A 19785-nucleotide genomic window follows, 5' to 3' on the forward strand; every position below is an offset into this window, starting at 1 on the left:
AAAATGTCTATTGGAATGGGGGTAGTCCATGTACTGAGGCCAATAAAGCTAGGTTTATGAACATCAATCGATGAACGGCCGCATTCGTTTCGAGGACTTTGAGTCCGCAATCTCCGGCCCGTGAGTGGCTTATGAACATATGAGATCGCCCACTTGTTAAACGAGGTGCCATGTTAATAATGTTCATGAGCCTCATAAGGCACTGATGTGAGGATCGATAGGCACTCCAACAACAATTTGACGTGGAGCAGCAACGCTTGGAATTGAGACAACTGCGCTATTTCGTAAAAATCCTCGAACACGGCAGCTTGGGACGCGCAGCTCTTGAACTGGACGTCGGCGTATCAGCCCTTAGCCAACAGATCGCGAAACTTGAAAGTGAACTGTCAACCCGCCTCCTTAATCGCACTACTACTGGCGTCACACCGACCTGCTCCGGTATGGCGTTCCTGCACCATGCCCAGCTATGTTTGCGGCAAGCCGAAAATGCGATCATGGCCGCTCACCGTGGGCGAATGAGTGGATATGTCACCGTCGGAATGGCGCCCACGACTGCCACTGTTCTTGCCCTGCCATTGATCAATGCGATGCGAGAGCGCTACCCGGATATTCAATTGCACCTGGTCGAGATGCTGTCCGGGCATTTGGCCACGCAACTCAATGCTCGCCAGATCGACCTGGCCATTCTGTCTCAACTTGAAGGTGGTAAGCGCTGGAGCGTGACACCGCTGCTCGACGAGAAACTATTTGTCATCAGCGCACCGCACCTGCCCCACGCACCACAAGGAATCAGCGTGCAACTGTCGGATCTGGGGCAACTTCCACTGGTGATGCCGAGTGCGCAACACGGTTTGCGTTCTACCCTGATGGTTGCGTTTGAACGTTCGGGATTGGCTCCCAACATCATCATGGAAGTGGATGGCCTTGCCGTATTGATGAACACCGTACGCGCAGGTCATGCTGCCACCATCCAGCCCGGTGCGGCAGCGGCGCTCAAAGGTGAGTCGGGACTTTCAGTGGTGGAAATTTCCGATGCTCACGTAGGTCGACGGAACCTGCTGGCGACACTGCCTGATGATGAGCTGTCTCCCGCTGCTCTGGCGGCGCGATTGGTCATCACCGATGTCGCTCGACAGTTGGTCGTTGATCAACAATGGCCAGGAGCGTCGTGGATTGAGGACGTCGCGTCATGATCCCGGCGCATCCTCTTCCCGGTTTCCAATACTGGGGTATCCGCGCCAAAGCCTTTACGAAAACTAAACACCCAGATTCATTTCGCGCCTTTCGACAATAAGCTGACAGCTCTACCTTCTCCCCACTCGCGAGGAGCACTTCGTTCATGCCTCCTTGCGATTGAGGAGTGATGATGATCGATGTATTGGTGATTGGCGGTGGCAATGCCGCCTTGTGTGCAGCGTTGATGGCTCGAGAGGCCGGCGCTAGCGTCATGTTGCTGGAAGGTGCACCAAAAATCTGGCGCGGCGGCAACTCGCAACACACCCGAAACCTGCGCTGCATGCACGACGCACCGCAAGATGTGTTGGTCGATGCCTATCCCGAAGAAGAATATTGGCAGGATCTGCTGAAAGTCACCGGTGGGATTACCAACGAAAAGCTTGCACGTATTGTCATCCGCGCCTCGTCGAACTGCCGTGACTGGATGCGCTGCCATGGTGTGCATTTTCAGCCGTCGTTGTCGGGTGCCCTACATGTTGCGCGCACCAATGCGTTTTTCATGGGCGGCGGCAAAGCGTTAGTTAATGCGTACTTCCGCAGCGCCGAGCGGCTGGGCATCAAGATCCGCTACAACGCTCAAGTCACTGACATTGAGTTGAAGGGCGCAGAGTTCGTCGCGGCGTACATCGGTGAACGAGAGGTCGATGGTCAGCGTTTACCCGCCGAGCGTATTCAGGCCAAAGCCTGCGTTCTGGCAGCTGGCGGTTTCGAGTCGAACCGCGCATGGCTCCGCGAAGCTTGGGGTCAAAACGAGCGCGGAGAATGGCCCTCAGACAATTTTCTGATTCGCGGGACGCGCTTCAATACCGGCGTACTGCTTCGGCGCATGCAGAACCTGGGCGCCGATTTCATTGGTGACCCGACGCAAGCGCACATGGTGGCCATCGACGCCCGCGCGCCCCTGTATGACGGAGGTATCTGTACCCGTATCGATTGCGTATCGCTGGGCGTGGTGGTTAATCGCGACGGCGAACGCTTCTACGATGAGGGCGAAGACTTCTGGCCCAAGCGCTATGCGATCTGGGGGCGCCTGGTCGCGGGTCAACCCGGCCAACAGGCCTACTCGATCATCGACCAACAAGCCCTCGGACGGTTCATGCCGCCGGTATTTCCGGGCACTAAAGCCAACTCGCTGGAAGATCTGGCCCGCCAGTTGAAGCTTCCCGTTACGCAATTCGTCAAAACCATCGAGCAATACAACGCCGCCTGCCGCGTCGGCACGTTCGACCACACCGCGCTGGACAATTGCCACACCGAAGGTTTGACACCCGCCAAAACCCATTGGGCCCGCCCATTGGTAAAGCCCCCCTTCTGCGCCTACCCACTCAAGCCAGGCGTGACCTTCACCTATCTGGGGCTGGCTACCGACGATACCGCGGCCGTTCACTTCAACGGTGAGGCTAGCCCCAACCTGTTTGTCGCAGGAGAAATGATGGCGGGCAACGTATTGGGCAAGGGCTATACCGCCGGCATCGGTATGGCCATTGGTACCGCATTCGGTCGCATCGCCGGTGTGCAAGCCGCGGCTGCGGCCGGCTTCCTGACCCCTTCATCCACGGAGCCCCAACATGCAGCTGTTTGATCCCAAGGCACCGGGTAATTTGATTCCCGTACTCAACCTTGATGAAAGCGAAGTTCAGCGACAGATGAGTGTTTGCAATGCCTGCCGTTATTGCGAAGGTTTCTGTGCTGTATTCCCAGCCATGACGAGGCGTCTGGAGTTTTCTCAGGCGGATATCCATTACCTGGCGAACCTTTGCCATAACTGCGGTGCGTGCCTGCATGCCTGTCAGTACGCTGCCCCTCACGAATTCGGAATCAATGTGCCCAAGGCCATGGCCAAAGTCCGCCTCGACACTTATGCCGAGTACGCCTGGCCACAGGTGATGGGCAAGTTGTACCGGCGCAACGGGCTGGCGCTGGCGCTGGCATCCGGTGCGGGGTTGGCACTGTTCCTCTGCCTCACGCTGATGGTGATGGGCAATCTATTTACCGCAATGCCCGGGGGGAATTTCTACGGGATCTTCCCGCATAACACCCTGGCACTGATGTTCGGTGCGGTTTTCGGTTTCTCGGTACTTGCATTGACGATTGGCGTGCGGCGCTTCTGGCGCAACGTTTCACCGGCGGATGCCCCCCGGCAGGAAAAGACAGCCGCTGCACTGGAGGCCGCGGCCAACGTCGCCCGACTCAAATACCTGGACGGGGGGCATGGCGAGGGCTGCAATAATGCCGATGATCAGTTCACCCTATGGCGGCGGCGCTTGCACCACTTCACCTTCTACGGCTTCATGCTGTGCTTCGCCGCCACCGGTGTCGCCACGCTTTACCATTTCCTGCTGGACTGGTCGGCGCCCTACCCCGTTCTGAGCTTGCCGGTGATGCTGGGCATCGCAGGTGGAGTCGGCCTGCTGATAGGCCCCGCAGGTCTGTTGTGGTTGAACCTGCGTCGCAACCCTGAGCACGGCGACGAAAATCAGAAACCCATGGATCGTGGCTTTATCGCGCTGCTGTTTCTAGTCAGTGCCAGCGGCCTGGCACTCCTGGCGTTTCGCGAAAGCGCGGCCCTAGGCTTGATGCTGGCGATCCATCTCGGCCTGGTCATGGCGTTTTTCCTGACTATGCCCTACAGCAAATTCGCCCATGGCATCTTCCGCAGCGCCGCGCTGCTCAAGCACTCCATCGAAAAACGCCAACCCAGCCCGATCAACGGAGGTAGCGACTGATCGGCGATCCACTCATTCCAAAAACAATATTGATCACCACGGTAGCCATGATGAAAACAACAACTCAAGACACCCGATCCAAGGGGTCGAAACTGGGCGCCATCCTGCGGGTCACTAGCGCGGACAATTCGACTTCTTTTTGTTCGGGTTCTATGCAACTTACATCAGGGCTGATCGTGACGCTGTCGATCATGGCCGCGGGCACGGTCTTGATCGCCTTGGTTCCGGGCCAGCATAGGCCCTGATAAGTGCTGTGCAGGACGGCATCAAATTTTGAATTGCCCCAGCAAGCTTTGCAGGCGATTGCCGATCATATACATCTCATCGACTGTCTTGACCCCGAGCTGAGTCTGACCGGCTACGCTGTCAATTGCGCGCGCGATCTGATGCACCCCGCGGTTGATCTCTTCAGCCACTGAGGTCTGCTCCTGCGCAGCGCTGGCGATCCGTGCGTTCATCGCATTGATGGTAGCAATCAGTTCGACCGTATTGCCCAGAAATTCAGCCGCCTGATTGGCCTGAGCGTTAGCGCCTTGAGCGGCTTGAGTGGATTGGCGCATGGCACTGACTACGCCACCCGTAGTGCTCTTGAGACGCTCAACCATTGCCTGGATTTCCTGGGTACTGCGCTGAGTACGACTGGCCAGGGCTCGTACTTCATCTGCAACCACCGCAAACCCGCGCCCGGCAGCACCGGCACGGGCTGCTTCAATGGCCGCATTGAGTGCCAGAAGATTGGTCTGTTCAGCAATCGAGCGAATGACATCCAGCACGGTGACGATAGAAGCTACGTCGTTTTGAAGGCTCTTCATGGAGATACCACTCTCATCAAGCTCCACGGTCAGCGCCTGAATTCGAGTCATGCTGCCATTGACTATTTGCCCCGCGTGTCGGGACTGTCTGTCGATTTCGACGGCTGCGTCTGCAGCATTTTGCGCACTGACCGACACTTCCTGCGCTGCCGATGACATCTCGTTTATCGCCGCGGCCACCTGGTCGGCTTCCTGGCGCTGTTTATCCATAGTGCGGTCGATTTGCCTGCTCTGCTCGGCCACATGGCTCACAGATCCATTCAACTGCTCGCTCATGGCAACGATTTGGCTGACGAGGCTGTGAATCTTTTCGATAAACGCATTGAACGAACCGGCAAGTTGTCCCAGCTCATCTCGACTTACAAGCGGCAGACGCTTTGTCAGATCACCCTCACCCGCAGCGATTTCGTCAAGATGGATTCGGATCAGGGTCAGGGGACGCAAACTGCGCCTGACCAGCAGTAGAGTCAGTGCCCCAATAATGCCAATCAGTGCGGTAGCGGTGATGGCTATGCTGTACATCAAGTTGCGTACCCGTAGATCAACATCGGCCCGTACCTTGGCGACCTGAACCTCAATGCTGTCCAGGTTGACCGCGGTGACCACGATCATGTCCCACTTGGGCAAATAAAAACTGTATGCGAGCTTAGGCACCACCTTATCGGTGTTGACCACGCCACCTGAATAGTTGACGAAGTGAGTGTCATTTTTTGCCGCTGCAACCATTTCACGGTTCAAAAAAATCCCGTTGATGTCCTTGCGATCACTCATGTTAATGCCGACGCCTTCGCTGCTGTCACCACGAAACAGGCGTACAACCTGGCTGTCATACCCAATGAAATAACCGTCATCACCATACTTCACTTTCGACAAACGACTGATCGCCAAGGCTCGGCTGGTGGGATCTCCGGGAGCTGCCCGATCATAAAGCTCGGCTACAGAAGTGCGAGCAATGCTCGCGTAATCCTTGAGCCGTATGCGGCTGTCCTCAAGCAGTCGCTCGCGGGTGTGAGCGACTTCTTGCTCAGCCTGGGACTGCAAAGTGCCGCGGGTGCTCAAACCTAAAACCAGAGCAAACAACATCACTGGTAGTAAGGTCAGCAACAGTATTTTGGTTTTGAATGACATCGTTGAAATCCTTCACCCAATCCTATGCAGCCGCCACTGAAGAGGCGGCCTGCGAACATCGCGAGGCCGCGATCAGGGAATCACCAGAGCGCGATGTCGTAGGTAAAGTAGATCCGGTTGCTGTCACGGCCACGGGAATAATCAGAGCGATAAACGTAGTTACGCAACCGCACCCCCAGACCTTTGAAGGTACCTTGTTGCACGATGTAAGCCAGTTCAGCGTCACGCTCCCACTCTTTGACCGTGGTGGTGGACTTACCATCGTTGCCGCTCAGATAACGGGTGGAGAACGTTAGGCCCGGCACGCCGAGGGCAGCAAAGTTATAGCCGTAATTAAGCATCCAGGTTTTTTCATCCTCCTCGACGAACTTACCTATCCCGGCGTTGCTGAACGAGTAGACAGTCGCGCCACTGATGAAGGGCAAACCGGCATCGCCGCTGAGGGTCTGGTACCCACCACCGAAAGTATGGCCGGAGATGGCGTAGGACAGTTGTCCGCTCAGCATGTTGTTGTCGATCTTGCCACCGTAGGCCGAGCCGGTATCGACACTGTTGAAGTAGCGCAAATCACTGGTCAGCACACCGCCGCCCAAGGGTAGGTCGTGCTGGATACCTGCAAAATTCTGACGGTAAAAGTTTTCCAGTTCGCCGTAGAAGTAACTCAAGCGGACGTTTTTCCCCAGCTTGTATTCGGCCCCTGCGTAGCTGAAGTCCCCTGATTTATCCCCGCCATAACCGTCGGGCACAATCGGCATGCTGTCGGTGGAATCGCGCAGTTTGAATCGATCCAGGTAGCCGCCGGTGAGGGTGAGGTTCTCGATGTCCACGCTACTGATCTGTGTGCCCTGATACGTTTGCGGCAACAGACGCGCATCGTTGTAGATCAGCACCGGAGTCTTGGGTAGCAAGGTGCCGTATTTGACCGTGGTCTTGGCCAGCTGGGCCTTGGCAGTCATGCCCAGACTTGCGAACTCGTCAGCCGCTCGACCGTCATCATGGACGGGCAACAAGCCCGTGCCGCTGCGGCCACGACCGGAGTCGAGCTTGACCCCGAGCAGGCCAAGGGCATCCACACCAAACCCAATGGTGCCGGGGGTAAATCCCGATTGGTAATCCAACAGAAATCCCTGGGCCCACTCGGTTCGCTCGCTCTTCGCCGTCCTTGCCGATTTGGTACTCAAGCCATGCTCGTCGCGGAAATTCTCATTGAAATAGACGTTGCGCAATTGCAGCTTGAGCTTGCTGTCGTCGATAAAACCTTCAGCGCTAACGCTGGCCAATGGCAAAAGTGCAAGAAGAGGGAATGAAACGCCACGGGTAAACAAAGTCTTCATAGCGAACTACTCATTGTTGTTATTTAGAGTGCAGGACAGCGCGCGCCTCACTGGCGAGGCACGTCAGGAAAAAGCAGGTGGTTTTGGGGAATCAGGTGAAGAGACTGATCGCCCCGGTCAGCAGGGCTAGCGCGGTAATCACCAGGGAAGTGAGCACCGCCCATTTGACGGTGGCTTTCTGGAAGTCGCCGATATCGCGATCAACCATACCCACCAGCAACAGGGTTGAAGCTACCAACGGACTCATCAGGTGTACTGGCTGGCCGAGAATCGATGCACGGGCGATCTCCACCGGATCAATGCCATAGGCCGCAGCGGCATTCGCCAAGATGGGCACCACACCGAAGTAATAAGCATCGTTGGACAGGACGAAGGTCAGCGGCATGCTGGTAATCGCCACTACCAGCGGGAACAAATGCCCCCAGGACGGTGGAATCCAGTCAACCAGGGTTTGCGCCAGAGAATCGACCATCTTGGTGCCCGAGAAGATCCCGGCAAAGATACCGGCGGCAAACACCAAAAGTACGACGGTCATGGCGTTGCCCGAATGGGCAAGGATGCGTTCCTTCTGAATATCCAGTTGCGGATAGTTGATCATCAGCGCCAGTACGAACCCGATCAGGAACAGGATCGCGGAATGCATGATCCCCATCACCAGTGCGACCATCACCGCGATAACCAACAACAGGTTAACGTAGGCCAGTTTCGGTCGCTTGTGCGGAGTGTCTTCAAGAATCGCCTTGATGTAGCAATCTCCCCCGCCGCTTTCCAACTGGATATTTCCGATCCGTTTGCGTTCCGCACGGCCCAGCAAAAACGCGGTGAACACCACCCACATAGCACCGCCAATCATGGTCGGCAGCAAGGGAACGAAGTAGGCACCGGCATCCAGGCCCAACGCCGCGATCGCCCGGGTCGCTGGGCCACCCCAAGGGGTCATACCACTCATGATGCTCAGAGAAAGCATGGCAATGGTCGCCAGAATCATCGGATTCATCCCGATACGTTTGTATAGGGGAAGCATTGCCGCGCAGGTAATCATGTAGGTGGTGGTGCCATCACCGTCCAGGGCAACCAGCAGCGACAGCAACGCTGTGCCGACAGCGATTTTCATCGGGTCGCCGTTGACGCGCTTGAGGATCTTGCGAATCAGCGGGTCGAACAGGCCGGCGTCGATCATCAAGCCAAAAAACAAGATCGCGAACAGCAGGAGAGCGGCCGAAGGAGCGACCATTTTCAAACCATCGAGCATCATCTTGCCGGTAGTGCCACCGAAGCCTCCAATGACGGCAAAGACAATCGGCACCACCGTCAGAGCGACTATCGGTGACAACCGTTTGGTCATTATCAGGACGGTGAAGACCACCACCATGGCCAAGCCAAGCAATGCGAGCATAGGTAAGTTCTCTTGTTCTTATGAGTAGCGTGGCCGACGCACAGGCGCACGACCCCGTACCCGCCAGACGGCACGATCAACGGTGCCTGGCGGGGGTATTCATTGAGGTATTTAGGGGGGCTTGATTCAGCCGTGACCGGTCAGACGTGTTCCGTAACCTTCAGGCCATCCCAGTTTTCGCTCTGGGCTTGGGTTGGGGTCGCTGCGGGCGAAGGTTTGCCGTCCAGTGTCCGCATCAGTGTTTCGCGATCGCAGGCATTCTCCGAGATGGACATCACTACGGTGGCCACGGCGTTGCTTGCCAGACTGGTCAAAGCCCGGGCCTCTGACATGAAGCGGTCGATGCCGATCAGCAGGGCAAGGCCGGCCAAGGGAATGTCATGGATGACAGTCAGTGTCGAAGCCAGCGCGACAAAACCGGCGCCGGTGACGCCTGCCGCGCCCTTCGAGGACAACAGCATGATTGCCAGCATGGTCACGGTCTGCGTCAGGCTCAGCTCAATGTTGCAGGCCTGAGCAATGAACACCGCTGCCAGCGAGAGGTAGATCGCCGTACCGTCGAGGTTGAACGAATAACCCGTTGGCAGCACCAGCCCCACCACACCTTTTTTGCAACCCAGGGCTTGCAGCTTTTCCAACATCCGTGGCATCACAGGCTCGGTGGAGGAAGTCCCCAGCACCACCAGGAATTCTTCGCGCAAGTAGCGCAGCAACTTCCAGAGACTGAAGCCATTCGCCCGGCAAATGCTCCCCAGCACCACAAAGACGAAGAAGGCACAGGCGATGTACAAGGTCATGATCAGCTTGGCCAACGAGCCCAACGAGGTAATACCGTACTGGCCTACGGTGAAGGCCAAAGCGCCAAAGGCACCGATCGGAGCGAAGCGCATCAAGTAGGAGAAGATCTTGAACACCATGTGCGAGGCGGATTCCAGTACATCCAGTACCGGCTTGCCACGCTCACCTATGGCCGAAAGCGCAAAACCGCAAAGCACCGCGATGAACAACACCGGCAGCACTTCACCTTTATTGAAAGCACCGATGAATGTGTCGGGGATGATGTGCATGAAAAACTCGACCACGCCCAGCTTCGCGGCGGAATCGGTGTACTGCGACAGGCCCTTGGTGCTCAACTGGGTGGGGTCAATGTTCATGCCCACACCGGGCTTGAACAGGTAGACCGCCACCAGGCCGATGATCAGACTGATCACGGTTAGCGCCAGGAACAACAGCATGGTCTTGCTCAACAGACGCCCGAGGGAGTGTTTGTCGCTCATGCCGGCGATACCCGTGACGATGGTGCAGAACACCACCGGAGCGATCATCATCTTGATCAGCTTGATGAAGGCATCACCCAGCGGTTTCAAGGCAATGGCCTGTTGCGACCAAAAATGCCCAACCAGCACACCCAACAGCACGGCGAAGAGAATCTGGAAGTAGAGCGATTTTACAACTTTCATGGCATCACCCATTTTTAGAATTGTGCTGATGCAATAACGGCAATGACTAGGGAAATTATCCGGCAAGTCGTTGGGAAGCCGCGGCGTAGACAAAACCGGAGAACAACCGGCGCGATGTACGCACCACCGAAGCACGAATTGTCTCACCCTGATCGCCGGTGTAGGACAATACGACATCTATCCCGCCACTTGGATGTTCAATGCGTACTTGCTTCAAGCGTGGCTCGCTAACCCCGCCGAGCAATTGCGCGACCACACTGCCTTCAGTGACACAAGCGGTGGCAAGGCCGATGGAGCCGGTGATCGCCAAGGCCCGGTGGCAGTTGTGTGGCATGAAGTAGCGCACTTGGATTGTGCCGCCAGCCTTGGCCGGTGACACCAGTACTGGCTTGGGAATCACTTTGTCGCTGACATCACCCAGGCCCATTGCCAGGCCGGCTTGCAGTCGCAAGGACTCCAGGCGACGCAGGAACTCTTTGTCGGCATCCAATTCAGCAGGACTTTCATCACCACGTTTACCCAGTTGGCCGGCTTCGACAATCATCATTGGCATCGCCATGTCGATGCACGTCACCGCAATACCGTCGATCACATCCTGTGTTTGACCCGTCGGGAACAGTTTTCCGGTCTTGCTGCCTGCAGCGTCGAGAAAGGTCAGTTGCACAGGCGCGGCGGTACCTGGCACACCATCGATGGCGGTATCGCCTTCATAGCTGACCTTGCCGCCTGGGGTCTGGACTTCGGCGTTCACAAACGTCCCGGTGTTGAGGTTGCGAATACGCACGCAGGTCAGGTCTTTGCCGGCCTTTACCAACCCCTGCTCGATGGCGAAGGGGCCAACAGCGCAGAGCATGTTGCCGCAATTGGGCGCGGTGTCGACTCGACGCTGGGAAACCATAACTTGAACGAACAGATAGTCGACATCGGCGTCGGGATGCAGCGACGGGCTGACGATCGCCACCTTGCTGGTTTGTGGGCTTCCGCCACCGATGCCGTCAATTTCCAGCTCATGGCCGGAACCCATCAGGTTGAGCAGCAGCTCATCACGTTCTTCGATCGCAACAGGTAGATCCCAGGCGAGAAATACCGGGCCCTTGGAAGTACCACCGCGCATGAGCACACAGGGAATTCGTTGCATGAATACTGACTCTTATTGATCAATCGGGGTAATTGATGTGCTGAGAGCAAGAGTCGCAGGCTTTGAAAATTGTTTCCAATGCAAATATCAGCCTGATTATTGCGTTTAACGAATGAAGATTCTAGGATTCCCAGGCGCAACCACCCCCGTCTGCTGAGATAAAAAAGTGAATTATGAACTCAATGACATCCGATCTTTCGTGAAGATCGCAGAGCTTGGCAGCTTTCACGAAGCTGCCGATGCATTGCATCTCTCTCAACCGGCGTTGAGCCGGAGAATGAAAAAACTGGAAGAGGGATTGGGAACAGCGCTTCTTGATCGCACCACCAGAAGGGTCAGCCTCACCAGCGTGGGGCGAGATTTCCTGCCCAAGGCACGACGCTTACTGGATGATTTCGATGACTCGATACTCAACATCCGAGAGCTGGCGGAGCGCCAGAGCGGCCGGGTAACCCTCGCCTGCATCCCCACCGCAGCCTTCTACTTTTTGCCATCGGTCATCCGCCTCTACAACGAGCGCTATCCACAAATTCGCATTCGCTTGCTTGACCTGAGTGCGAACGAAGGACTGGAGGCTGTCCTGCGTGGCGAAGCCGACTTTGGCATCAACATGATGAGCGGCCAGCACCCGGACATAGAGTTCGTACCTTTGGTCAACGAACCTTTTGTCCTGGCGTGTCGACGCGATCATGAGTTGGCCAAACGAAGCGCCGTCACCTGGTCTGAACTCAGTAATTACCGCCTGATCGGAGTCGGTCGTCTGAGCGGCAACCGCATGTTGCTTGACCATGCTTTGTCGGGCTTGAGCTGGCGTCCACAGTGGTTCTATGAGGTGCAACACCTATCAACGTCGCTGGGTCTGGTAGAGGCTGGATTAGGCGTATCGGCAATGCCGAGCCTCGCAATGCCTGCTGTGGATCATCCAACATTGGTGAGCGTCCCGTTGATAGAGCCCGTGGTTAACCGATCGTTGGGACTGGTCTACCGAAGAGGCGCCTCCCTCTCCCCGGCTGCGGAAAAATTCGTCTCGATACTGCTGGAACAGTGGGAGAAATAACCTCACCCTTCCCGCTGGCCTGAGTTGAGATAGGTGATTGAACATTGCTTCGCACACTATGCTGCGGCAGCTATTGGCGGTGCAGATAAAAAGAACTTTCATCGAATCGTCCCAACTGTTGATTAGCAGCAGGTGGCAATACGCTGAGGACGATCACCCATGTCGTCTAGACAGGTGGAGCTGTCACTCAGCCATTGACGATTAGCTTCCAATGTCGCCATCAGGATCTCGCGCACCCAATTCGGCAGGCTCGGATGCAGCCGGCAATAGACCCATTGACCTTGGCGACGATCCTCCAGCAAACCACAAATGCGCAGTTGGGCCAGATGGCGAGATACCGTAAGCGTCTACCCAAGTCACCTTGCGTGACTCAGGTAAGAACCCGCTGAATCGGCAACCTCATCAGCGCAGAGGTCGAAGGTCAGTCAGCGCTGTGACATACACAACATATTTTGTTGCCATCGGGGTCTCTGATGTAAGCACCGTAATAATCCGGAGAGTACTGAGGACGCAGCCCTGGTGTGCCTTCGTCTGATGCCCCGTTAGCCATAGCGATCGCGTAGAAGTCATCAACCTGCGCCCGCGTTTGGGCTTCGAACGCAACCATCAACCCGTTACCTGGTGTCGCGCGTTCGCCATTTAGCGGGCTATAGATACAGAACGCCGTACCTGAGTCAGTCGTACTTTGGGTAAATAGAGCGCGTTCAGGATTGTGCTTGAGGGCAAGCAACGTGATGCCTAGCGGTGCGAGTAGCCGCCCATAGAAGATTGTCGCACGGGCGAGGTCGTTAGTGCCGATTGTGACATGGCTGAACATGAGGCGCTCCGATGGAATTAGGGTATGCGTCTACCCAACTTACCTTGTGTAAGTTAGGCCGGCACCCATTGATGCGGTAAAAGGTTACCGATTTCACTCGCTCGCTGGTCGGCACGCGCGTAAGGACGTCCTTCAAATAGGCGTACGGTTCATGCCCGTTGAGCCGCCCCGACTGGATCAAACTCATGATCGCCGCTACCCGCTTGCCGCTGCGCAACGATCCTACAAAGAGCCAGTTCTTGCGTCCCAACGCCCACGGCCGGATCTGGTTCTCCGCTCAATTATTGTCAATGGATACGGCCTCGCCATCGAGATGGCGCGATAGCGTCGTCCAACATTTCAGGCTGTAATCCAGTGCTCTGCTGATAGAGGCGTGGTTCTTGTGCTGACGAAGCGTCACCGCCGCTCCGCCCTTGATCGGGGCTGAGGGAGTCGCAGCACACTAAGCCTCCATCGTAAGGAGACGACCCCACATGAAGGACACACCTAGCCTCCCCCCTGATTATCCTCGATGTTCAGGATGCCATTGATCGCCCGGTTTGGGATGGCAAAAGCCATCCTGGTTATTTGTCCGTGATCCAACGTCTTCTGCGCCACTGGCGATCAAATGGCTGGTCAGTCCTTCATGTAAAGCATGATGAAAAGAATCCCACCTCCAGCTATCACGTTCATGGCCCCTGGAATGGAATCAAAAAAGAGGTGGCTCCGGTAGAAGGCGAGGCTGTCATCATCAAGCATGAGAACTGCGAATTCATAGGTAACTACCCCTACGTTGAAGCACAGAGAAACTCATTTGCTTGAAACACCGACGGAGTACATTTGTACTCCTTCTCATGTGGCGTCATCGTCACATGAGTTTTGCCACTCTTTCACCGATCCATTGGCTTCGATCGAGGTGCGCAGTGCTCCGAGCTCTGCCTCAGACCGTTCGAGTTGCACCTGCAAATCCCCCTCCCTGCGCTGTGCTACTGCTGCGACCAAATGGGCTTCGATCGCCTCTTTTGTCTTCGTCTCAAGCTGCTGGGCGATCAACTCCCTTGCACCTTCTGCGCGCGCAGCCGTAGAACTGAGCCATCGATGTGGAATGCGTGTACCAGAATCAAGAGTCGTTACTGAACCCAAACCAGAAGGAACAGTCGCCTCATAACTAACGCCGTTCACAGGCAGCAATCGGCCGATTCTGTTGAAAAAGTCGGATTTTCAGATCGCCTGAACCCGGGCACGACCACCTCCGGAGAACCGATTCACCACATTGAGTGGTTTTTCGGACCTTCGTTGGAAACGAGAAATATTGCAGCCTGCGGCGACTCAGTAGTAACGTCGCGGATCGGAATCGATCAGGCTGGCCAGTTTGGTCAGGGCAAAGCGCAGTTCGTCCTGGCTGGTGGGCGACATCAACACCAGTCGCACACAACGGGTGCTCCCGGACCGTTCAGCCTGGAACTGGGTGCCACTGAGCACTAGCACACCGTTGGCCCGGGCGAGCATGCTGAATTCGTCACTGGTCCAGGGTTCGGGCAGCGTCAACCAGACGTGGTACGAATAGGGCTGGGTCTTGAGCTCGAAATTGGCAAAAATTTCCCGGGCAATCGCTTGCCGCCCGGAGGCTTCGTTGCGCTGGATGCGGATCAGCTTTTTGTCCAGGCCCTCGGTGATCACATTGCTGGCCAGTTGCGCAGTCAACGGCGACGGCATCCAGACGCTGCTGCGCACCATCGAGGTCAGGCGCGACAGCAGTTTCGGCGGACTATAGATATAGCCGATGCGAAGCGCCGGCATGACCGACTTCGACAGGCTGGTCAGGTACACCGAACGATCCGGCGCAAACGCCGACAGCGGCTTGATCGACGGATCGGTGGCGAGGAAGCCATAAATGTCATCGTCCAGGATGATGAAATCGAACTCTTCGGCCAGTGCCGCAATTTGGGCCCGACGTTTTTGCGACATGATCGCCGCCGTCGGGTTCTGGCAGGTCGCCACGCAAACCAGCATCGCCGGTTTCTCTCGCAGGCACAGTTCGCGCAACGCTTCGGGAATGATGCCTTCGTCGTCCATCGGCACACCACGCAGGCGGCGCTCAAGGCCATGGGCCATGGAAATGATGCCGGGGTAGCAAAGCTCTTCACAGAGCACCAGGTCACCGGCGTTGGTCAGGGCGCTCATCGCGACCATCAAGCCATGCTGGGCCCCGGCCGTAATCACCACTTGCTGCCATTGCGCATCGGGAAACGAATGGCGCAACCACTGCGCACCCGCCTCGCGATGTGCCGGATGACCGCCGTCCGGCGCGTAATCCAGGGTTCTAGCGAAATCGGTGCTCTTGGCCATATCCACCAGAGCGCCGCGCAACCAGTATTCCAGGGTTTCGCCGTAGGGCTTGATGATTGAAAGATCGATTAATTCGGATTGCCCCAGATTCAGCGGCGCGGCGCTATTGCTCGCCGGCAGTTCCAGCTGCTTCTGGTTGAGCACATAAGTACCACGCCCCACTTCCCCCTGAACCAGACGACGTCGATGGGCTTCGCTATAGGCCCGACTGATGGTGCCCGGTGTGACATTCAGCGTGGTGGCCAGCTCCCGAAGGGTCGGCAGGCGATCACCTTCGTTCAACACGCCGTTGCTGATATCGCGCGCCAACGCGTCGGCAATCGACAAGTACATCGGCTGGCTGAACTCGCTTAGCTGGGGAACCCACATGAATGATCACTGCCAATCGTAGAAATGATGAATATGCGAGCATATCACATGGAGGTTAGGCAATTAATAAATCGGTCAAATCAAGACATTGAGTCGATTGAATCGATTTTTGAATCGCTATGCATCGTAATGGAAATATATTTCTATTTTAGTAAATAAGCATATAAATCAATTGTTTAGCTACACCATAGCCAAAAAAAAGGCGCTGATAGCAAAAATATGCCTCGCAACAATCACCCAGCCTATTGAATCAACTCAATTCTTTCAAATACACTCGCCTCGAATCGCATCAATCGAGTCAATCCTCCCCTGATAACTGCGCGCCTCTGCCGCGCCAAGTCGAGACATCATGGACGCACTCAGAAAGGATCTATCCCTGTCAGCCGTCATTGCGGGCTTTATCGCCGTGATCATTTCCTATGCCGGCCCCCTAATCATCGTGTTTCAGGCAGCCAAGGAAGCGCACCTGCCCAATGACGTGGTGTCTTCGTGGATCTGGGCCATTTCCATTGGCAGCGGGATTACCGGCCTGCTCCTGAGCTGGCGTCTGAGGATTCCGGTGATCACGGCGTGGTCGACACCGGGCGCAGCATTGCTGGTGTCGATGCTGCCCACCGTCACCCTGCCCCAGGCCATAGGCGCCTATGTGGTGGCGTCGGTGATCATTGCCTTGATCGGTTTGTCCGGGGCGTTCGACAAACTGATGAGTCGCCTGCCCAAAGCCATCGCAGCAGCCATGCTCGCTGGCATCCTGTTCCGCTTCGGCGCTGAACTGTTCACTTCGATCAAGCTGCAACCGGCGCTGGTGCTGTCAATGATCGCGGTTTACCTGATCTTCAAACGCTTTTCGCCGCGCTACGCGATTCTGTCGGTACTGATTGTCGGCTGCGCCGTGGCCGCCTCGTTCGGTGAACTCAACAGCAGCTCGATCACCATCGTAGTGGCCCACCCAGTCTTCATCGCCCCTGAATGGAGCTGGCACGCAATCATCAACATTGGCCTGCCGCTGGCACTGGTGACCTTGACCGGTCAGTACGTGCCGGGCATGGCCGTGTTGCGCACCTCGGGCTACAACACGCCGGCGCGCTCGATCATTTCGGTCACCGCGATTGGCTCGATCCTGATGGCACCGTTCGGCTCCCACGGCTTTAATTTGGCAGCCATTACCGCCGCGATCTGCACCGGCCGCGAAGCCCACGAAGACCGCGACAAACGCTACATCGCCGGGATCGCCTGCGGGGTGTTCTACATTCTGATGGGCACCTTCGGCGCGACCCTGGCCTCAGTGTTTTCCGCGCTGCCGAAAGAGTTGATTGCTTCCCTCGCTGGCTTGGCCTTGTTCGGCGCGATCAGTGCCGGGCTGACCGGCGCCATGGTCGACGAAAAACAACGGGAAGCAGCGCTGATCACTTTTCTGGTGACGGCCTCGGGCATGAGTTTCCTAGGCTTGGCCGCCGCGTTCTGGGGGTTGATCTTCGGCCTTGTGGCGCATTTCGTACTGACCTACACCCGGGAAAACAAAGCGGCCGCCATCGCCGAGGGCAGCCGACCATGACGGCACAAACAGGAACAGCAACTGGCCTATCACACCACTGGCCGTTCGGCGGCAATCTCGATGGAAAGCTAGCGGCTTGAAAGACACCTCCATTTTTCTCTCCGGCTCGACCGCAAGCCAGTCACGAGGGCTGCGGCATCACGTGCCTGCGCCGTCGGCCGAAGCACTTACTTAAGGAATCACACCATGAGCCTGCAAAATTTCGACCCCGCCATCGCACGCCTGATCGACCGCGAACGCAATCGCCAGGAAACCCACCTGGAGCTGATCGCTTCAGAAAACTATGTCAGCGAAGAAGTGCTCCAGGCACAGGGCTCGGTGCTCACCAACAAGTACGCCGAAGGCTATCCAGGTAAGCGGTACTACGGGGGTTGCAAGGTCGTCGACGAGATCGAAAACCTGGCCATCGAACGCGCCCGCAAACTGTTCAACTGCGAATACGTCAACGTTCAGCCGCACTCCGGGTCCCAGGCCAACCAAGCGGTTTTCCTGGCGGTACTTGACCCCGGAGACACGATTCTAGGCATGTCCCTGGCCCACGGCGGTCACCTGACCCACGGCGCCTCCGTGAATTTTTCCGGCAAATTCTACCGGACGTTTTCCTATGGACTGGAGAAGGAAACCGAGACGCTCGATTACGAAGAAATGGAAGCCCTGGCCAGGGAGCACCGGCCGAAGATGATCATCGCCGGGGCCTCGGCGTATTCCCGGACCATCGACTTCCAACGCTTTCGCAACATCTGCGATGAAATCGGCGCTTACCTGATGGTGGACATGGCGCACTACGCCGGACTGATCGCTGCGGGCGTATACCCGTCGCCGGTCGGAATCGCTGACTTCATCACCTCCACCACCCACAAAACCTTGCGCGGCCCGCGCGGCGGTTTAATTCTGGCCAAGGCGCAATACGCCGCCCTGCTCGACAAGACGATTTTCCCGGTTTACCAAGGTGGCCCGCTGATGCACGTCATCGCCGCCAAAGCCGTGGCGTTCAACGAAGCCTTGGACGATGGGTTCAAGTTTTACCAGCAGCGGGTGATCAACAACGCCAGGACCATGGCCGACATCCTGACCCGGCGGGGGTTGCGAGTGGTGTCCGGCGGCACCGACTGCCACATGTTCCTGCTCGATCTTCGCTCGATGAACATCACCGGCAAAGATGCCGAAGCACTGCTGGAAAGCGCCCACATCACGCTGAACAAGAACGCGATTCCCAATGACCCGCAGAAACCGGCGATCACCAGCGGCATTCGCATCGGCACGCCGGCGCTGACCACGCGTGGCTTTGGTGAAGCGGAATGTGCCGAAGTGGCGAACCTGATCGCCGACCTGCTGGAACAGCCGAACAACGCGACGCGGCTGGATAACACCCGGCGCCGGGTAATGCATTTGTGTGAATGTTTTCCGGTGTATACGCTGAGCTGATTGCTGGAGGAGTCCGCGGTTTACCTAGCCAAGAGACTCTGGCGATCACGCTTGACGACATCTGAAAATTTCTCGACGGCCGGTTATGCCGCTGGCCTGGCGCGCGCCGCTGCTTACGTCGTAACTGGCCACCTGGGTAGCGAGCCTTCCGAGACACTGGCCTGCGTCATTGACGTCCCAGCAATGCGATGTCGGCTACGGCCTGGTTTGCGATGCTGAGGGCAAGCTCATCGACGGGCTTCAGTTGCGCTCAGCCAACCAAGAGCACGGTGTGGCGTCTTTCGAGGAAGGCCAAAAGGTAGAAATCGAGCAGCAGTTTCCTATTGGAACCCGGCTGCGTATTCTGCCCAACCATGCCTGCGCCACGGGTGCTCAATACCAAGCCTACGAGGCTTTGGAGGAAAATGGAGAGATCAGCCATTGGTCTCGCCTAAACAGATGGTGAGGATCAATTACACAGATCTGAATCCGTTACAGCCGACAGCCGACAGCCGCAGCCGGCTACGGCCATTTTTGGAGTTATCAGGTGCGCACAGCTTGCTGCGGAGTAATGCCGCCTCCAGGATGATATTAAGATCTGTGAAGCCGCAGAGCGCGGGAGGGATCAAGCGCCAACCTGGCTTTGCTGATTTGCTGTGCCAGCCTCTTCCAGCACTTTGCCGTACCATTCCAGCAGCATTTTGCCTCTCTCACATGCCATACGCTCATGCCTAGACATCTGAGCGAGAATCTCAACCGCTGCAACCTCAGGCTCTTCTGTCGCTCGATAGGTCAGATAACCAACGAGGAGTGCGTGCACCTCCTGCTGAAGGTCATCGTAGAAGGCGGAAAGCTGGCCACCAGAGCTGTACCATCGGCCCTGCCCCTGACTTCCATCCTGAAACGTTAATACGGGAGTTTGGAAAATCTCACCTCCCCAACTGAATCCGGGCGATATGCCATTCTTGATCACCTAAGCCTTCTTGAAGGACATCCAGTGGATGGGGCTTAGCGCTGCAGTCCTC

16 protein-coding genes and 5 pseudogenes are annotated in these 19785 nt (G+C 56.7%); 9 read left to right on the top strand and 12 right to left on the bottom strand.

The annotated features are described in order from the left end of the window. The first annotated feature begins 257 nt into the window (after positions 1-257). From UW3_RS0100005 to UW3_RS29165, 4 genes and pseudogenes are all read left to right on the top strand, one after another. Positions 258-1193 carry a LysR family transcriptional regulator gene (locus tag UW3_RS0100005; protein ID WP_010220063.1) on the top strand — a complete coding sequence of 312 codons (936 nt, stop codon included), beginning with the start codon at positions 258-260 and terminating at the stop codon, positions 1191-1193. Positions 1194-1366: 173 nt separating this feature from the next. Further along, a complete protein-coding gene (gene tcuA, locus UW3_RS0100010) occupies positions 1367-2818 on the top strand; it encodes an FAD-dependent tricarballylate dehydrogenase TcuA (RefSeq protein WP_010220064.1) in 1452 nt (483 codons plus the stop codon). Beyond that, on the top strand, positions 2805-3962 hold the full coding sequence (gene tcuB, locus UW3_RS0100015; RefSeq protein WP_010220065.1) for a tricarballylate utilization 4Fe-4S protein TcuB: 1158 nt from the start codon (positions 2805-2807) through the stop codon (positions 3960-3962). Before tcuA ends, tcuB begins: the two co-directional genes overlap by 14 nt. A 47-nt stretch (positions 3963-4009) precedes the next feature. Beyond that, positions 4010-4192: pseudogene (locus tag UW3_RS29165) on the top strand (citrate-proton symporter); the annotation flags it as partial. Positions 4193-4228: 36 nt separating this feature from the next. Here the strand turns inward: UW3_RS29165 and UW3_RS0100020 are convergent. The 5 genes from UW3_RS0100020 to UW3_RS0100040 form a co-directional block, all read right to left on the bottom strand. After that, positions 4229-5902 carry a methyl-accepting chemotaxis protein gene (locus UW3_RS0100020; RefSeq protein ID WP_010220066.1) on the bottom strand — a complete coding sequence of 558 codons (1674 nt, stop codon included), beginning with the start codon at positions 5900-5902 and terminating at the stop codon, positions 4229-4231. Between the two features lie 80 nt (positions 5903-5982). Then, positions 5983-7236, bottom strand: a complete 1254-nt coding sequence (locus UW3_RS0100025; RefSeq protein ID WP_026001120.1) for an OprD family porin — start codon at positions 7234-7236, stop codon at positions 5983-5985. Positions 7237-7327: 91 nt separating this feature from the next. Beyond that, the gene (locus UW3_RS0100030) at positions 7328-8632 is read right to left on the bottom strand and encodes a CitMHS family transporter (protein WP_010220068.1); all 1305 of its coding nucleotides are present in this window, start codon (positions 8630-8632) and stop codon (positions 7328-7330) included. Between the two features lie 140 nt (positions 8633-8772). After that, positions 8773-10104 carry a dicarboxylate/amino acid:cation symporter gene (locus UW3_RS0100035; RefSeq protein ID WP_010220070.1) on the bottom strand — a complete coding sequence of 444 codons (1332 nt, stop codon included), beginning with the start codon at positions 10102-10104 and terminating at the stop codon, positions 8773-8775. Between the two features lie 43 nt (positions 10105-10147). After that, complete coding sequence (locus tag UW3_RS0100040) at positions 10148-11230, bottom strand: 4-oxalomesaconate tautomerase (protein ID WP_010220072.1); 1083 nt, start codon at positions 11228-11230, stop codon at positions 10148-10150. A 166-nt stretch (positions 11231-11396) separates the two neighbouring features. Here UW3_RS0100040 and UW3_RS27960 point away from each other — a divergent pair, with 166 nt between their 5' ends. Further along, positions 11397-12287, top strand: coding sequence for a LysR family transcriptional regulator (locus UW3_RS27960; RefSeq protein ID WP_010220074.1), 891 nt, complete (start codon positions 11397-11399; stop codon positions 12285-12287). A 9-nt stretch (positions 12288-12296) separates the two neighbouring features. Here UW3_RS27960 and UW3_RS27965 read toward each other — a convergent pair. The 4 genes and pseudogenes from UW3_RS27965 to UW3_RS27975 form a co-directional block, all read right to left on the bottom strand. After that, a pseudogene (locus tag UW3_RS27965) lies at positions 12297-12389 on the bottom strand (arsenate reductase/protein-tyrosine-phosphatase family protein); the annotation flags it as partial. Positions 12390-12409: 20 nt separating this feature from the next. Beyond that, positions 12410-12625: pseudogene (locus UW3_RS29170) on the bottom strand (metalloregulator ArsR/SmtB family transcription factor); the annotation flags it as partial. Between the two features lie 83 nt (positions 12626-12708). Further along, positions 12709-13104, bottom strand: a complete 396-nt coding sequence (locus UW3_RS0100050) for a VOC family protein (RefSeq protein WP_010220075.1) — start codon at positions 13102-13104, stop codon at positions 12709-12711. Between the two features lie 53 nt (positions 13105-13157). Further along, positions 13158-13465, bottom strand: a pseudogene (locus UW3_RS27975) (IS66 family transposase); the annotation flags it as partial. A gap of 112 nt (positions 13466-13577) precedes the next feature. On the opposite strand from UW3_RS27975, the pseudogene UW3_RS27980 reads away from it, so the two are divergent. Beyond that, positions 13578-13863: pseudogene (locus UW3_RS27980) on the top strand (isochorismatase family protein); the annotation flags it as partial. Positions 13864-13935: 72 nt separating this feature from the next. Here the strand turns inward: UW3_RS27980 and UW3_RS0100060 are convergent. Beyond that, positions 13936-14136: a hypothetical protein gene (locus UW3_RS0100060; RefSeq protein WP_010220076.1), complete on the bottom strand. Its 201-nt coding sequence runs from the start codon at positions 14134-14136 to the stop codon at positions 13936-13938. A gap of 276 nt (positions 14137-14412) precedes the next feature. Then, on the bottom strand, positions 14413-15801 hold the full coding sequence (locus tag UW3_RS0100065; protein WP_010220077.1) for an aminotransferase-like domain-containing protein: 1389 nt from the start codon (positions 15799-15801) through the stop codon (positions 14413-14415). A gap of 349 nt (positions 15802-16150) precedes the next feature. Between UW3_RS0100065 and UW3_RS0100070 the strand changes: the two genes are divergently transcribed. The 3 genes from UW3_RS0100070 (at position 16151) to UW3_RS27985 (ending at position 19226) form a co-directional block, all read left to right on the top strand. Continuing rightward, positions 16151-17356 (top strand): benzoate/H(+) symporter BenE family transporter, encoded by a 1206-nt coding sequence (locus UW3_RS0100070; RefSeq protein ID WP_010220078.1) that lies wholly within the window; start codon positions 16151-16153, stop codon positions 17354-17356. A 186-nt stretch (positions 17357-17542) separates the two neighbouring features. Beyond that, on the top strand, positions 17543-18781 hold the full coding sequence (glyA, locus tag UW3_RS0100075) for a serine hydroxymethyltransferase (RefSeq protein WP_010220079.1): 1239 nt from the start codon (positions 17543-17545) through the stop codon (positions 18779-18781). A 169-nt stretch (positions 18782-18950) separates the two neighbouring features. Then, on the top strand, positions 18951-19226 hold the full coding sequence (locus UW3_RS27985; protein WP_237716713.1) for a type III PLP-dependent enzyme domain-containing protein: 276 nt from the start codon (positions 18951-18953) through the stop codon (positions 19224-19226). Positions 19227-19385: 159 nt separating this feature from the next. Here the strand turns inward: UW3_RS27985 and UW3_RS0100085 are convergent, their stop codons facing one another. After that, positions 19386-19733 carry a hypothetical protein gene (locus tag UW3_RS0100085; RefSeq protein ID WP_010220080.1) on the bottom strand — a complete coding sequence of 116 codons (348 nt, stop codon included), beginning with the start codon at positions 19731-19733 and terminating at the stop codon, positions 19386-19388. Positions 19734-19785: the final 52 nt, after the last annotated feature.

Source organism: Pseudomonas donghuensis, assembly GCF_000259195.1.
GTDB classification, from domain to species: domain Bacteria; phylum Pseudomonadota; class Gammaproteobacteria; order Pseudomonadales; family Pseudomonadaceae; genus Aquipseudomonas; species Aquipseudomonas donghuensis.

What these genes read in the sequence shown, in the direction of transcription:
- UW3_RS0100070 (WP_010220078.1), top strand. Translation starts at nt 16,151, where the DNA reads ATGGACGCACTCAGAAAGGATCTATCCCTGTCAGCCGTCATTGCGGGC.
- UW3_RS0100065 (WP_010220077.1), bottom strand. Translation starts at nt 15,801, where the DNA reads ATGTGGGTTCCCCAGCTAAGCGAGTTCAGCCAGCCGATGTACTTGTCG.
- tcuB (WP_010220065.1), top strand. Translation starts at nt 2,805, where the DNA reads ATGCAGCTGTTTGATCCCAAGGCACCGGGTAATTTGATTCCCGTACTC.
- UW3_RS0100025 (WP_026001120.1), bottom strand. Translation starts at nt 7,236, where the DNA reads ATGAAGACTTTGTTTACCCGTGGCGTTTCATTCCCTCTTCTTGCACTT.
- UW3_RS0100035 (WP_010220070.1), bottom strand. Translation starts at nt 10,104, where the DNA reads ATGGGTGATGCCATGAAAGTTGTAAAATCGCTCTACTTCCAGATTCTC.
- tcuA (WP_010220064.1), top strand. Translation starts at nt 1,367, where the DNA reads ATGATCGATGTATTGGTGATTGGCGGTGGCAATGCCGCCTTGTGTGCA.
- glyA (WP_010220079.1), top strand. Translation starts at nt 17,543, where the DNA reads ATGAGCCTGCAAAATTTCGACCCCGCCATCGCACGCCTGATCGACCGC.
- UW3_RS0100020 (WP_010220066.1), bottom strand. Translation starts at nt 5,902, where the DNA reads ATGTCATTCAAAACCAAAATACTGTTGCTGACCTTACTACCAGTGATG.
- UW3_RS0100030 (WP_010220068.1), bottom strand. Translation starts at nt 8,632, where the DNA reads ATGCTCGCATTGCTTGGCTTGGCCATGGTGGTGGTCTTCACCGTCCTG.
- UW3_RS0100050 (WP_010220075.1), bottom strand. Translation starts at nt 13,104, where the DNA reads ATGTTCAGCCATGTCACAATCGGCACTAACGACCTCGCCCGTGCGACA.
- UW3_RS0100040 (WP_010220072.1), bottom strand. Translation starts at nt 11,230, where the DNA reads ATGCAACGAATTCCCTGTGTGCTCATGCGCGGTGGTACTTCCAAGGGC.